The organism is Micromonospora marina (assembly GCF_900091565.1).
GTDB lineage: Bacteria > Actinomycetota > Actinomycetes > Mycobacteriales > Micromonosporaceae > Micromonospora > Micromonospora marina.
In genome coordinates, this window is the sequence record NZ_FMCV01000010.1 from 97,791 (window position 1) to 111,501 (window position 13,711).

Genomic DNA, 13,711 nt, shown 5'->3' on the forward strand with positions numbered 1-13,711 from the left:
CGGGATGTCCGGGTATCCAGCCGACATGGAGCTGATTCTCTGGATTCTCGCAGTCGTACTGGTGGTCGCCGGAATTCTCGCCCTGTTCCGCCGGCAGATCCTCTGGGGCATCGTCCTCATCGTCGTCGGCCTGCTGGTCGGCCCGGGTGGCGTCAGCATCTTCAGTTAACCGCGGTTCTCATACCCGCCGGGGTCGCCGGGCCCGGGCGTTCCGTCCTGCCGGACCGGAACGCCCGGGCCGGGTGACCCCGGCCTTTCTCGCGTCCGGAAAGGGCCGCCACCGGGCGTTTGCCGGGGCGGTCGAGCGGAAACATCTCGACCATGGAGATGTCGCAGACCTTCGCCCGGCGCACCACCGGGGCCCGCCAGTGGTTGGCGCTGCTCGGCTTCGGCGCCGCAAGCTTCGCCGCCGCCGCGATCGGCGGGCTGGGTGTACAGGGCACCTCCGCCGAATACCAGAGCCTGGAGCAGCCCGCCTGGGCGCCGCCGTCGTGGCTGTTCGGCCCGGTCTGGACAGTGCTCTACGTGCTCATCGCGATCGCCGGCTGGCTGGTCTGGCGCCGGGCCGGGTTCGGCCCGGCGGTCTGGGCCTGGGTCGTGCAGCTCGTGCTGAACGCGATCTGGACCCCGCTGTTCTTCGGCGCCGGGGCGTACGGGCTGGCGTTCGCCGAGATCGTGCTGATGTGGCTGGCGATCGGTGTGACGGTGGCCCTGTTCCGGCGCATCTCCCGGCCGGCCACGTTGCTGATGCTGCCGTACTGGGCCTGGGTGACGTTCGCGTCCGCGCTGAACTTCGCCGTGTGGCGGCTGAACTCCTGACCGGCACGGGCGCGGGGGCCGCTCGCTCCCGCGCCCGCCGGGTTCAGCAGCGGGGTACGCCCGGGATGTAGCCGTCGTAGCCGGTGTAGACGTACGCGTCGGAGACGAACCGGCCGGAGCCGATCCGGTCCCAGATCGCGCTGGTGCCGTACGTGCCGGTGACGCTGGTGCCGCTGGTCTGGCACTGGATGGTCACCTTCGCCCCGTCGGCCACCGTGCCGACCGAGCTGTACCCGGTACCGGGGCCGGAGCGGACCGTCAGCGGGGAGCCGGCCGTGTTGACGGTGCCCTCGCCGGTGTTCGCCCCGCCGCAGCCGTTGTCACTCTTGTAGGTTTTCGTGCCCCAGTAGAGCGCCTGCGCGCCGTTGAACTTGATCTTGACGGCGCTGCCGCTCGACCGCTGCTCGTAGTGCAGGTGCGGGCCGGTGGAACCGCCGGTCGTGCCGACGTAGCCGATCACCCGGCCGTAGCCGACGGCCTGACCGACCGAGACGTTGAAGGCGTTCAGGTGGGCGTAGTAGGTCGTCCAGCCGCCACCGTGGTTGATCCGGACGTACTTGCCGTAGCTGGTGTTGCCGAGGTTGGTCACCACGTCGACGGTGCCGGGCGCGCTGGCGACCACCGGGTCGCCCAGGTCGTCGGTGCGGTTGAAGTCGATCGCGTTGGCCGGACTGTGGTTGGTCCGGGTCTGACCGGACCAGGACTGGTCGCACGGGAACGGGACCTTGAACGTCGGGGCGGCCATCGCCGGCGCGGCCGGCACGAGGGTCGCCGCCAGGACCGCGGCGCTCGCCCCGAGGGCGAGCCATCGCTTACGCATCCACTGCCTCCAATGTCGAAAGTCTTCAATGCGATGAGGACATCCTGACAGAAAGCTCCGATCCCGGGAAGTTTCGTGGGAGCGCACCCATCGCCCGTGGCCAGGGTTTCGGGATTGTTACCGGGCCGTGTCCGGTCAGGGGTGGACCCCGACCCGATGCAAGCGCTTACATGTGGAGACGACCATCGGACCGGCGCGGGTTCGATCCCCCCACGCGCCGGCAAGGAAGGAGATCGGCATGGCGTTTGCCAGATCGCGCCAGGCGCTCGCGGTCGCCGGCGTCCTGGGGCTGGCGCTCGGCGTCGCCGCCTGCGGCACCGGCGACGACAAGAACAGCAGCAACGCGGGCTCGGCCGAGTGCGGCGCATACGAGAAGTACGACGGTCACGACGGCAAGAAGGTGACCGTCTACTCCTCGATCCGTGAGATCGAGGACGAGCGCCTCCAGCAGTCCTGGAAGGAGTTCGAGGACTGCACCGGCATCGAGATCGACCACGAGGGCTCCGGCGAGTTCGAGGCCCAGCTGCCCGTGCGGGTAGACGGCGGCAACGCCCCCGACCTCGCCTTCATCCCGCAGCCGGGTCTGCTGAAGCGGTTCGTCGACTCGGGCAAGCTCAAGCCGGTCGGTGCCGACACCAAGGCGATGGCCGAGCAGAACTACTCCGCCGACTGGCTGAAGTACAGCACCGTCAACGGCCAGCTCTACGGCGCTCCGCTCGGCTCGAACGTGAAGTCCTTCGTGTGGTACTCGCCGACGACCTTCAAGGAGAAGGGCTGGACGGTCCCCGCCACGTGGGACGACATGATCAAGCTCTCCGACCAGATCGCTGCGAGCGGCACCAAGCCGTGGTGCGCCGGCATCGAGTCCGGTGACGCCACCGGCTGGCCGGCCACCGACTGGATCGAGGACGTGCTGCTGCGTACCGGCGGCCCGGAGGTCTACGACAAGTGGACCACCCACGAGATCCCGTTCAACGACCCGCAGGTGGCCGACGCGCTCAACCGGGCCGGCACCATCCTGAAGAACGAGAAGTACGTCAACGGCGGCTTCGGCGGCGTGAAGAGCATCGCCACCACCTCGTTCCAGGAGGCCGGCACGCCCATCACCGCCGGCAAGTGCGCGCTGCACCGCCAGGCGTCGTTCTACGCCAACCAGTGGCCCGAGGGCACCAGGGTGGCCGAGGACGGCGACGTCTTCGCGTTCTACTTCCCGGCCATCGACCCGTCGAAGGGCAAGCCGGTTCTGGGTGGCGGCGAGTTCGTCGCGGCCTTCGCCGACCGTCCCGAGGTCCAGGTGGTGCAGACCTACCTGGCCTCCGGCGAGTTCGCCAACAGCCGCGCCAAGATCGGTGACTGGGTCTCCGCGAACAAGAAGCTGGACCTGAACAACGTCCCGAACCCGGTGGACAAGCTCTCCGTGGGCATCCTCCAGGACGAGAAGACGGTCTTCCGCTTCGACGGCTCGGACCTGATGCCGGCCGCGGTCGGCGCCGGCACCTTCTGGAAGGGCATGGTGGCCTGGATCAACGGCAAGGACACCACCACCGTCCTGAACGACATCGAGGGCAGCTGGAAGTGATCTAGCAGGTGGCCCGGTCCGCGTCGGCGGACCGGGCCACCTCTGCTAGCCGAACCCTTGAGGGAGGGTCGATGGAGTTCGACTTCGCGGCGGAGCAGCCGAAGTTCCTCATGCTGATGTACGGGCTGATCGCCTTCGTCGCGGTGGTGGGCGGGCTGCTCCTGCTCCTCGACGTGGTGCCGTCGTACTTCGCCCGGCGCCGGGAGGCACAGCTCGTCGCGGCCTCGGCGAGCGGCGCGCCGCTGCCCCGCCGCCGCAAGCAGGGCGAGGGTGCGTTCGCGTTCTTCTTCCTGTTGCCGACGCTGCTGCTGCTCGCCGTCGGGCTGGTGGTACCCGCCGTCCGCACCACGCTGCTCTCCTTCATGGACTCCAGCAGCAGCGACTGGGTGGGCCTGGCCAACTACCGCTGGATGTTCGCCGAGGACTCGATCGTCCGAGTCCTGATCAACACCCTGATCTGGGTGCTGCTGGTGCCGCTGGTGGCCACCGCGTTCGGCCTGATCTACGCGGTCCTGGTGGACAAGGCCCGACTGGAGGTCGTGGCCAAGTCCCTGATCTTCCTGCCGATGGCGATCTCGTTCGTCGGCGCCGCCATCATCTGGCGGTTCGTCTACGCCTACCGGGGCGTCGGCGACCAGATCGGCCTGCTCAACCAGATCGTGGTGAGCCTGGGCGGCGAACCGAAGCAGTGGCTGCTGAACCCGCCGCTCAACACGTTCCTGCTCATCGTGATCATGGTGTGGATCCAGGCCGGCTTCGCGATGGTGGTGCTCTCCGCCGCGATCAAGGCCATCCCGGCCGACATCGTCGAGGCGGCCCGCCTGGACGGCACCACCGCGTGGCAGATGTTCTGGCGGATCACCGTCCCGAGCATCCGGCCGGCGCTGATCGTCGTGGTGGTGACGATCTCCATCGCCACGCTCAAGGTCTTCGACATCGTCCGTACCGCCACCAACGGCAACTACGACACGAACGTCATCGCGACCGAGATGTACAACCAGGCGTTCCGCTACCAGGAGAACGGGCAGGGCTCGGCCCTGGCGGTGTTCCTGTTCGTCCTGGTGATCCCGATCGTGATCTACCAGATCCGCAACCTGCGCAAGCAGCGGGAGGGCTGAGATGACCACCGCCACGCCCACCGTCGGAGTCGGCGCCCAGGCCACCGAACCGACCACCCGGGGCGCCCGGGTGCGCAAGCGCCTGAACAGCCGTACCGCCACGCTCGTGTCGATCGTGATCGCGGTCCTCTGGACGATCCCGACCTTCGGCCTGTTCATCTCCTCGCTCCGGCCGGAGAACGAGATCAAGACCACCGGGTGGTGGACGTTCTTCACCAACCCGCAGATCACGCTGGAGAACTACCAGGAGGTGCTGTTCAGCTCCGGCTCGTCCGGGCAGCTGGCCAGCTACTTCATCAACTCGCTGGCGATCACCATTCCCTCGGTGCTCTTCCCGCTGGCCTTCGCGTCGCTCGCCGCGTACGCGCTGGCGTGGATGAACTTCAAGGGACGGGACTGGGTCTACATCGGGATCTTCGCGCTCCAGATCGTGCCGCTGCAGATGGCCCTGGTGCCGCTGCTGCGCTTCTTCTCCACCGGCGTCAGCATCGCCGGGGTGCAGATCCTCCCCGCGTGGGACCTGGTCGACGAGCAGAAGTTCGCCCAGGTGTGGTTCGCGCACACCTGTTTCGCGCTTCCGTTCGCCGTGTTCCTGCTGCACAACTTCATCTCGCAGCTTCCCGGCGACCTGATGGAGGCGGCCCGGGTCGACGGGGCCACCCACCCGAAGATCTTCCGCACCATCGTGCTGCCGCTGATCATGCCCGCGCTGGCGGCGTTCGGCATCTTCCAGTTCCTCTGGGTCTGGAACGACCTGCTGGTCGCGCTGATCTTCGCCGGTGGCGGCGACGAGACCGCCCCGCTCACCGTCCGGCTCGCGGAGCTGGCCGGCACCCGGGGCAACGAGTGGCAGCGGCTGACGGCCGGCGCGTTCGTGTCGATCGTCGTACCGCTTATCGTGTTCCTGTCCCTCCAGCGCTTCTTCGTGCGAGGTCTGCTCGCCGGCAGCGTCAAGGGTTGATCCGATGCCCCGCCGCCGGCACGGCCGGCGGCGGGGTGCGGGTCACAGCGGGGAGCTCACGATGACCAGGATTGACGACGTCGCCCGTCTGGCCGGGGTCTCCACGGCCACCGTCTCCCGGGCGCTGCGGGGCCTGCCGACGGTCTCGGCCGCGACCCGCCGCCGGGTGCTCGCCGCCGCCGAACAGCTCCAGTACGCGGTGTCGCCCAGCGCGAGCCGGCTGGCCGGCGGCCGGACCGGCACCGTGGCGGTGGTGGTGCCCCGGATCACCAGGTGGTTCTTCGGCACCGTGGTCGAGGCGGTCGAGGAACTGCTCCAGGACAGCGGCTACGACCTGCTGCTCTACAACCTCGGCGGCCGGGAGCGGACCCGTCGGCGGGTCCTTCGCACGGCGAGCCTGCACAAGCGCGTGGACGCGATCATCCTGGTCGCGACTCCGCTGCGCGCGGCCGACGTGCAGGCGCTGACGAAGCTGGACCTGCCGGGCGTCACGATCAGCTCCGGCAGCGAGGTGCCCGGCTGGCCCTGCGTCCGCATCGACGACGTAGCCGCCGCCCGCACCGCCACCCGCCACCTGCTCGACCTCGGCCACACCCGGATCGCGCACATCTCCGGCGACCCCGACGACGAACTGGCCTTCACCACCCACCTGGACCGGCGGCGCGGCTACCAGGAGGCGCTACGGGCCGCCGGGCTGCGGCCCGACCCGAGCCTCGACGTCGAGTCGCAGTTCACCATCGACGGCGGCACCCGGGCCACCGCCGAGCTGCTGGCCCGGGGCGAGCCGCCGACGGCCATCTTCGCCGCCTGCGACGAGATGGCGATGGGAGCGATCACCGCGCTGCGCGACGCCGGGCTGCGGGTGCCCGACGACGTGAGCGTGATGGGCGTCGACGACCACGACCTGGCCGGCGTGCTCGGGCTCTCGACGATCGCCCAGCCGGCCGCCGAGCAGGGGCTGCTCGCCGCCCGCATCCTGCTCGACCCGCTCGGCGTACGGGCCACCGAGCCGTACCCCGGCCTGGTGCCCGCGCCGCGCGGCGCCGACACCGGCGACGGGACACCGCCCCCGGTGATCCTGCCCACTCGCCTGGTGGTGCGCGAATCGACCGCGCCACCCCGGGCACACTGAACGAACTCGCTCGTCCCGCACCACCCAGACAGGAGTAAGGCGCTGAACACCGACGCGACGCAGCAGGCCCCGGGCACCGGCTGGTGGACCGAGGCGGTCATCTACCAGGTCTACCCGCGCTCGTTCGCCGACTCCGACGGCGACGGGATCGGCGACCTGCCGGGCATCACGTCCCGGCTCGACCACCTCGCCGAGCTGGGAGTCGACGCGGTCTGGCTGTCCCCGTTCTACCCGTCCCCGCAGGCCGACGCCGGGTACGACGTGTCCGACTACCGCGACGTCGACCCGCTGTTCGGCACGCTCGCCGACGCCGACCAGCTGATCGCCGCGGCGAAGGCCCGCGGGCTGCGGGTGATCGTCGACCTGGTGCCCAACCACACGTCGTCCGCGCACCGCTGGTTCGAAGCAGCAGTCGCCGCCCCGCCGGGCAGCCCGGAGCGGCAGCGCTACGTCATCCGCGACGGCAGGGGCCCGGACGGCGCCGAGCCGCCGAACGACTGGGTGAGCGTGTTCGGCGGCCCCGCCTGGACGCGACTGCCCGACGGGCAGTGGTACCTGCACCTGTTCGACTCCGGCCAGCCCGACCTCAACTGGGACAACCCCCAGGTACGCGAGGAGTTCCTCGACGTGCTGCGCTTCTGGCTGGACCGGGGCGTGGACGGCTTCCGGGTGGACGTGGCACACGGCCTGATCAAGCAGGCCGACCTCGCCGACTGGCAGGAGCCGCAGGAGATCCTCTCCGGCAGCGAGGTGGACAAGCCGCGCCCGCCGATGTGGGACCAGGACGGCGTGCACGAGATCTACCGGGAGTGGCGGCGGGTGCTCGACTCGTACCCCGGAGAGCGGATCCTCGTCGCCGAGGCGTGGGTGGAGCCGGCCGAGCGGCTGGCCCGGTACGTGCGCCCGGACGAGATGCACCAGGCGTTCAACTTCGAGTACCTGCTGGCCGCGTGGAGCGCACCGGCCCAGTACGCGGTGATCACCCGCTCGCTGGAGGCCACCGACGCGGTCGGCGCACCGACCACCTGGGTGCTGTCCAACCACGACGTGGTCCGGCACGCCTCCCGGCTCGGACTCGGCACCGCCGGCGGCCGGGCCAACGGCGTCGGCGTGGACGACCCGCAGCCGGACGCCGCGCTGGGTCTGCGCCGGGCCCGGGCGGCCAGCCTGCTGATGCTCGCGCTGCCCGGCTCCGCCTACCTCTACCAGGGTGAGGAACTGGGGCTGCCGGAGCACACCACGCTGCCCGACGAGGCCCGGCAGGACCCGACCTGGAAGCGCAGCGGGCACACCGAGCGCGGCCGGGACGGCTGCCGGGTGCCGATCCCGTGGGAGGCCGACGCCCCGTCGTACGGGTTCGGGCCGACCGACGCGAGCTGGCTGCCCCAGCCACCGGTGTGGGCCGAGTACGCGCTGGACCGGCAGCGCGGCGTGCCCGGCTCGACGTACGAGCTGTACCGGACCGCGCTGCGGCTGCGCCGCGAGCACGCGCTGGCCCGCGGCCCGCTGCGGTTCCTGACCACCGGCGACGAGGTGCTCACGTTCACCAACGGCGACCTCACCGTGCTGACCAACTTCGGCACCGACCCGGTGTCGCTGCCGGCCGGCGCCGAAGTGCTGGTGTCGAGCGCGCCGCTGGACAACGCCGCGGTCCCGACCGATGTCACAGCCTGGTTCCGGGTGTAAGGAAGGGCCCCCTATTAACGCCTCCGGTAGAGGAAGGGCCCCTTCTTAACAGCGAGTGTTAAGAAGGGGCCCTTCCTTCCAGGCGGTCGGCGCGGGCGTGCAGCAGGTCGTGCACCTGCGCGATGTCCCGCGGCGACGTGCGGGCGGCCAGCCAGTACATGACGCCGGTCGGAATGAAGAAGAGCTGGAACGCGGCCAGCCCCACCGCGTAGTTCAGCGGCGGCGGGAAGGCCGCCCGCAGCCCGGCGAACGCCACCCCGACCAGCCCGTTGCCCGCCGCCCGTCCGACGCCGTTGACCAGGTTGCCCAGGCCGTAGACGGTGCCCCGGTGCTCGGGCGGGTTCACGTCGGCGATCAGGGCGAACCAGTTCGGCGAGTTCGCCGACGTCAGCGCCAGAGCCACCACGGCGGTGAGCAGGCTCAGCCCCACCGACGGTTCGGTCAGCACGCTGGACAGCACGGCCGTCACCACCGCGCCGGAGCCGGCGCCGTCGGGCACGTCGATGCGGATCGGCACGAAGAACAGGACCAGGTAGAACGGCAGCGCCGCGAGGATGCCGACGGCCGCGACCAGGGCCCGGCCGCTGGGCGTACGCCGCTGCAGCGCATCACCCACCAGACCGCCCACGATGGACAGTACGCCGCCGAGCTGGAACAGGGTGGCGAAGACGCTGCCCACCACAACGGCCGTGGCGGGTGAGTAGCCCTGCGCCTGCGCCCGCTCGCTGAACAGCACCGGCAGCCAGACCAGCGAGCCGAACGCGGCCTGGGCGGTGAGCCCCTGCAGGATCAGCCAGCGGTTGGTCCGGCGGGCCAGGATCCGGGGCAGGTCGGCGCGGCTGATCCGGTAGTCGTACTCGTTCCCGGCGTCGATGGCCCCGGCCAGCTCCGGTTCGCTCTGCCCGCGGCGGATGTCGTAGGTGAACAGGTACGCCACTGTGGCGACCAGGCCCACGCCGGTCAGCAGCAGGAACGGCCGCCGCCAGTCGGTCGCGCCGAGCACGCCGCCGAGCAGCGTCCCGGCCAGTGTGCCGACCCCCTGGGACAGCCCCCAGAAGCTCATCACCAGGCCCCGGCGGCGCGGTGAGATCAGGTCGGTGACCACGGAGAACCCGACCGAGCCCACGGCACCGAGCCCGACCGCCCCGACGAACTGCGCGACCAGGAACGTCGCGTACCCCCCGGCGAGCGCGCTGCCCCCGGTGCCGGCCGCCCAGAGCAGCGTGCCGACCATGAGCAGCGGCTTGCGGTTGGTGCGGTCCCCCACGTACGCCCAGCCCACCGCCGCCATCGCGCTGACCAGGAAGCTGACGGCGGTGACCAGGCCGAGCATCCGCTGCGGGACGTCGAGCGCGGCGGAGATCGGCCCGTACAGCGGGGGTACCAGGCCGATCGCCACGTTGTCCAGCGAGGCGAGCACCACGAAGACCACGACGCTGTAGAGCCGGTGTGCCGCGTTCCCGCGCCGGGGGGTCCTCGTGCCCTTCATGCAGGGCAGCCAATCAGGTGCGGGCCGGTTCCGGGACACCGCCCCCGGCCGACGCGCCCGTTAATAAGGGGCCCCTCCTCTACCGCAGGCGTTAAGAGGGGGCCCTTCCTTACCCCCGGGCGTGGGCGTAGCGCTCGCGGATGGCGGGGACCGCGTCGCCCGTGTACTCCTCGGTGTCGCCGATCGACCAGGCGGGCGGGGTGTCACCGCCGAGCGCCACCCAGGCGGCCTGCCGGGCCGCGCCGTCGGCGACATACTCGCCGGGCGGCGGCACCACCACCGGGCGGCCGAAGACCTGCGGCGCGATCCGGCGCACGGCCTCGGACCGGGCGCCACCGCCGACCAGGATGAGCCGGTCGGCGCGGGCGCCCTGCGCGACGAGCGCGTCGAGGCCGTCGGCCAGCCCGCAGAGCATGCCCTCGACGGCGGCCCGGGCCAGGTGCGCCGGGGTCGACGTCCCCAGCGTCAGGCCGGTCAGCTCGCCGGTGGCGTGCGGCCGGTCCGGCGTCCGCTCCCCCTCCAGGTACGGCACCAGCACCAGCCCGTCCGCGCCGGGCGGTGCGGACAGGGCCAGCTCGCCGAGCCGGTCGAGGTCGACGCCGAGCAGTGTTGCGGCGGCGTCCAGCACCCGGGCCGCGTTGAGCGTGCACACGAGCGGCAGGAACCGGCCGGTGGCGTCGGCGAATCCGGCCACCGCGCCACCGGCGTCGGCAGCCGGGGTGTCCGCGACCGCGAAGACGGTGCCGGAGGTGCCGATCGAGACGACCACGTCGCCCGGACCGGCCCCGGCGCCGAGCGCGGCGGCGGCGTTGTCCCCGGTGCCCGGCCCGAGCAGGATCCGCCCGGCGGCGTCCGGCCCTCCGGACGGGCCCGCGCCGGACGCCGCGCCGCCGAGCACGGCCGGGTCGAGGTGCCCGGCCGCCTCGGCCGGACCGAGCACGACCGGCACCTTCGGGCGTCTGCCGAAGGCCCGCTCCAGCAGGTCCAGCCGGTACTCGCCGGTGCGCGGCGACCAGTAGCCGGTGCCGCTGGCGTCGCCCCGGTCGGTGCGCAGCGCGTCCAGGCCGGGAGCGCCTGCCAGCCGCCAGGTGAGCCAGTCGTGCGGCAGGCAGACGGCCGCGACCCGGTCGGCGTTGTCCGGCTCGTGCCGGGCCAGCCAGCGCAGCTTCGTCGCGGTGAAGCTGGCCACCGGCACCGCGCCGGTGGCCTCGGCCCAGAACCGGCCGCCGGTCTCCCCGCCGCCGGCCTCCTCGACCAGGTCCCGGGCCGCGTCGGCGGAACGGGTGTCGTTCCACAGCAGCGCCGGGCGGACCACCTCACCGGAGGTGTCCAGGCAGACCATGCCGTGCTGCTGGCCGCCGACCGAGACGGCGGCCACGTCGGCCAGGCCACCGGCCTCGGCGACCGCCGCCCGCAGGGCCTCCCACCAGGCGTACGGGTCGACCTCGGTGCCGGGCGGGTGCGGCGCGCGGCCCTGCCGGACCAGCGCGCCGGTCTCCGCGTTTCGGACGACCACCTTGCAGGACTGCGTCGACGAGTCGATACCCGCGACGAGCGGCACGGCGGCCCGCCTCAGCGCGCGCCGAGCACGTGCTCGACGGCGAGCTGGTTGAGCCGGACGAAGCCGAAGCCCTTCGCCCCGGCGGCATCCGGGTCGAACTCCTCGAACGCGGTCCGGTCGGTCAGCAGCTCACGGTAGCCCTCACCGGGGTCGAGCGTCGGGGTGGCCAGCTCGGCCACCCGGGCGGCGGCGAGCGCCTCGGCCACCTCCGGGTCGGCGCGGAACGCCGCGGCCCGCTCCTTGAGCAGCAGGTACGTCCGCATGTTCGCTTCGGCCGAGGCCCACACGCCGGTCATGTCCTCGGTGCGGGACGGCTTGTAGTCGAAGTGGCGCGGGCCGTCGTAGGCCGGGCCGCCGTTCGGGCCGCCGTGCTCCAGCAGGTCGACCAGGGCGAACGCGTTGAGCAGGTCGCCGTGGCCGAAGACCAGGTCCTGGTCGTACTTGATGCCGCGCTGGCCGTTGAGGTCGATGTGGAACAGCTTGCCCTGCCAGAGCGCCTGGGCGATGCCGTGGGCGAAGTTCAGGCCGGCCATCTGCTCGTGCCCGACCTCCGGGTTGAGCCCGACCATCTCCGGGCGGGCCAGCGTGGAGATGAAGCCGAGCGCGTGGCCGACGGTGGGCAGCAGGATGTCGCCGCGCGGCTCGTTCGGCTTGGGCTCCAGGGCGAAGCGCAGGTCGTAGCCGTTGTCGACGACATACTCGCAGAGCAGGTCGACGGCTTCGCGGTAGCGGTCGAGCGCGGCCTGGACGTCCTTCGCCACGTCGTACTCGGCGCCCTCCCGGCCGCCCCACATGACGAACGTCCTGGCGCCCAGTTCGGCGGCCAGGTCGATGTTGCGCAGCACCTTGCGCAGTGCGTACCGGCGCACGTCGCGAGCGTTGCTGGTGAAGCCGCCGTCCTTGAACACCGGGTGGGTGAACAGGTTGGTGGTGACCATCGGCACGACCAGGCCGGTCTCGTCGAGGGCCTTGCGGAAGCGGTTCAGCCGGGCGTCGCGGGTGGCCGTGTCCGCGCCGAACGGGACGAGGTCGTCGTCGTGGAAGGTGATGCCGTACGCGCCCAGTTCGGCGAGCCGGTGCACGGCCTCGACGGCGTCCAGCTCGGGCCGGGTGGCGTCACCGAATGGGTCACGGGCCGGCCAGCCCACCGTCCACAGGCCGAAGGAGAACTTGTCCGCGGGGGTGGGGCGGGGCGCCATGGCAGACCTCCAGGTGGTGTCGTCCGCGATTTGTTCAGCGGTTGAATTAAATGGCGGTGATGTGGCAGTGTCAAGTGGTGACAAGCACCAGCACCGCCGGGGCGGTCCGGCAGGGCAGCCTGCGCGAGTTGAACCTCGCGGTGGTGCTCCGGCGGATCGCCGCCGCCGACCGGCCGCCCTCGCGCGCCGGGATCGCCGCCGGCACCGGCCTGACCCGGGCCACCGTCTCCGCCGTCGTGGACGACCTGATCGCCGGGCGGCTGGTCGCCGAGGCCGAGCCGGAACCGCGTACCGGTGCGGGCCGCCCGGCCCGAGGGCTGGTGCTCGCCTCCGACGGCCCGGCCGGGCTGGGCCTGGAGGTGAACGTCGACTACCTGACGGCCTGCGTCGTCGACCTGACCGGCACGGTCCGGCACCATCTGGTCCGCCGCGCCGACCTGCGCCCGGTCTCCCCCGCCGACGCGCTCGCCCGGCTCGCCGCGCTGGCCGCCGAGGCACGTGCGGCTGCCGTACGCGACGGGCTGACACTGGCCGGCGCGGCGCTCGCCGTGCCCGGTCTGGTGGACGACGGTGGTGTGGTCCGGCTCGCGCCGAACCTGGGCTGGCGGGACGTGGACGTGCCGGCGCTGCTCGCCGGGCACCAGCTGGCCGAGCCGGTCGACGGGGTACCGCCGCTGGTGGTCGACAACGAGGCGAACCTGGCCGCGCTGGGCGAGCTGTACGCCGGCCCGGCCGGCCCGCGCAGCTTCCTGCACGTCACCGGCGAGATCGGCATCGGCGCCGGGATCGTGCTCGACGGCGCGCTCTACCGGGGCGCGCGCGGCTGGAGCGGAGAGATCGGTCACTTCCCGGTGCAGCCGCAGGGACGGCCGTGCCGCTGCGGCGGCCAGGGCTGTCTGGAGCGGTACGCGGGCCAGGAGGCGATCCTGGCCGCCGCCGGGCTGCCCGGCGCGGAACTGCCGGCGGACACCGCCGCCACCCGGCTCGCCGACCTGGCCGAGGCCGGTGACCCGGCCACGCTGACCGCCCTGACCGACGCCGGCACCGCTCTCGGAGTGGCGGTGGCGGGCGTGGTGAACCTGCTGGATCTGGACACTGTGGTGCTCGGGGGCGGATACGCCCGGCTCGCGCCCTGGCTGCGGCCGACGGTGGAGGCGGAGGTCGCCCGGCGGGTGCTCACGGCCGCCTGGGCCCCGGTCACGGTGCGCCCGGCCGTGCTCGGGGCGCAGTCCGCGGCGGTCGGCGGCGCCGGCTCGGTGGTCCGCCGGATCGTCGACCGGCCGGTGGGATGGCTGACCCGGACCACCTGACCCGGGATGATCCTCGACGGGCATTCCGTGCCTGCGC

The 13,711-nt window shown here is 72.1% G+C and carries 12 protein-coding genes; 8 read left to right on the forward strand and 4 right to left on the reverse strand.

Annotation, left to right across the window (positions count from 1 at the left end; genetic code table 11):
• The first annotated feature begins 25 nt into the window (after positions 1–25).
• The gene (locus GA0070215_RS28445) at positions 26–169 is read left to right on the forward strand and encodes a GPGG-motif small membrane protein (RefSeq protein ID WP_018786997.1); all 144 of its coding nucleotides are present in this window, start codon (positions 26–28) and stop codon (positions 167–169) included.
• 152 nt (positions 170–321) lie between these two features.
• On the forward strand, positions 322–819 hold the full coding sequence (locus tag GA0070215_RS14270) for a TspO/MBR family protein (protein WP_018786998.1): 498 nt from the start codon (positions 322–324) through the stop codon (positions 817–819).
• Positions 820–862: 43 nt separating this feature from the next.
• On the opposite strand, the gene GA0070215_RS14275 is transcribed toward GA0070215_RS14270, so the two are convergent.
• The gene (locus GA0070215_RS14275) at positions 863–1,639 is read right to left on the reverse strand and encodes a M23 family metallopeptidase (protein WP_018786999.1); all 777 of its coding nucleotides are present in this window, start codon (positions 1,637–1,639) and stop codon (positions 863–865) included.
• Positions 1,640–1,877: 238 nt separating this feature from the next.
• Between GA0070215_RS14275 and GA0070215_RS14280 the strand changes: the two genes are divergently transcribed.
• From GA0070215_RS14280 to GA0070215_RS14300, 5 genes are all read left to right on the forward strand, one after another.
• On the forward strand, positions 1,878–3,218 hold the full coding sequence (locus tag GA0070215_RS14280; protein WP_018787000.1) for an ABC transporter substrate-binding protein: 1,341 nt from the start codon (positions 1,878–1,880) through the stop codon (positions 3,216–3,218).
• A 71-nt stretch (positions 3,219–3,289) separates the two neighbouring features.
• Positions 3,290–4,336, forward strand: a complete 1,047-nt coding sequence (locus GA0070215_RS14285; RefSeq protein ID WP_018787001.1) for a carbohydrate ABC transporter permease — start codon at positions 3,290–3,292, stop codon at positions 4,334–4,336.
• 1 nt (position 4,337) lies between these two features.
• Positions 4,338–5,297: a carbohydrate ABC transporter permease gene (locus tag GA0070215_RS14290; RefSeq protein WP_018787002.1), complete on the forward strand. Its 960-nt coding sequence runs from the start codon at positions 4,338–4,340 to the stop codon at positions 5,295–5,297.
• 61 nt (positions 5,298–5,358) lie between these two features.
• Entirely contained in the window at positions 5,359–6,429 is a 1,071-nt protein-coding gene (locus tag GA0070215_RS14295) for a LacI family DNA-binding transcriptional regulator (RefSeq protein ID WP_026268273.1), read from the forward strand.
• Positions 6,430–6,471: 42 nt separating this feature from the next.
• On the forward strand, positions 6,472–8,115 hold the full coding sequence (locus tag GA0070215_RS14300) for a glycoside hydrolase family 13 protein (protein ID WP_091046197.1): 1,644 nt from the start codon (positions 6,472–6,474) through the stop codon (positions 8,113–8,115).
• Positions 8,116–8,173: 58 nt separating this feature from the next.
• Here the strand turns inward: GA0070215_RS14300 and GA0070215_RS14305 are convergent, their stop codons facing one another.
• The 3 genes from GA0070215_RS14305 to xylA all read right to left on the reverse strand — a co-directional run bounded on the left by GA0070215_RS14305 (position 8,174) and on the right by xylA (position 12,364).
• Positions 8,174–9,604, reverse strand: a complete 1,431-nt coding sequence (locus tag GA0070215_RS14305) for an MFS transporter (RefSeq protein WP_026268275.1) — start codon at positions 9,602–9,604, stop codon at positions 8,174–8,176.
• Positions 9,605–9,713: 109 nt separating this feature from the next.
• Positions 9,714–11,165 (reverse strand): xylulokinase, encoded by a 1,452-nt coding sequence (xylB, locus tag GA0070215_RS14310; RefSeq protein WP_091046200.1) that lies wholly within the window; start codon positions 11,163–11,165, stop codon positions 9,714–9,716.
• 11 nt (positions 11,166–11,176) lie between these two features.
• Positions 11,177–12,364 carry a xylose isomerase gene (gene xylA / locus GA0070215_RS14315; RefSeq protein WP_018787008.1) on the reverse strand — a complete coding sequence of 396 codons (1,188 nt, stop codon included), beginning with the start codon at positions 12,362–12,364 and terminating at the stop codon, positions 11,177–11,179.
• A gap of 50 nt (positions 12,365–12,414) precedes the next feature.
• On the opposite strand from xylA, the gene GA0070215_RS14320 reads away from it, so the two are divergent.
• On the forward strand, positions 12,415–13,674 hold the full coding sequence (locus GA0070215_RS14320) for an ROK family protein (RefSeq protein ID WP_026268276.1): 1,260 nt from the start codon (positions 12,415–12,417) through the stop codon (positions 13,672–13,674).
• Positions 13,675–13,711 lie beyond the last annotated feature (37 nt).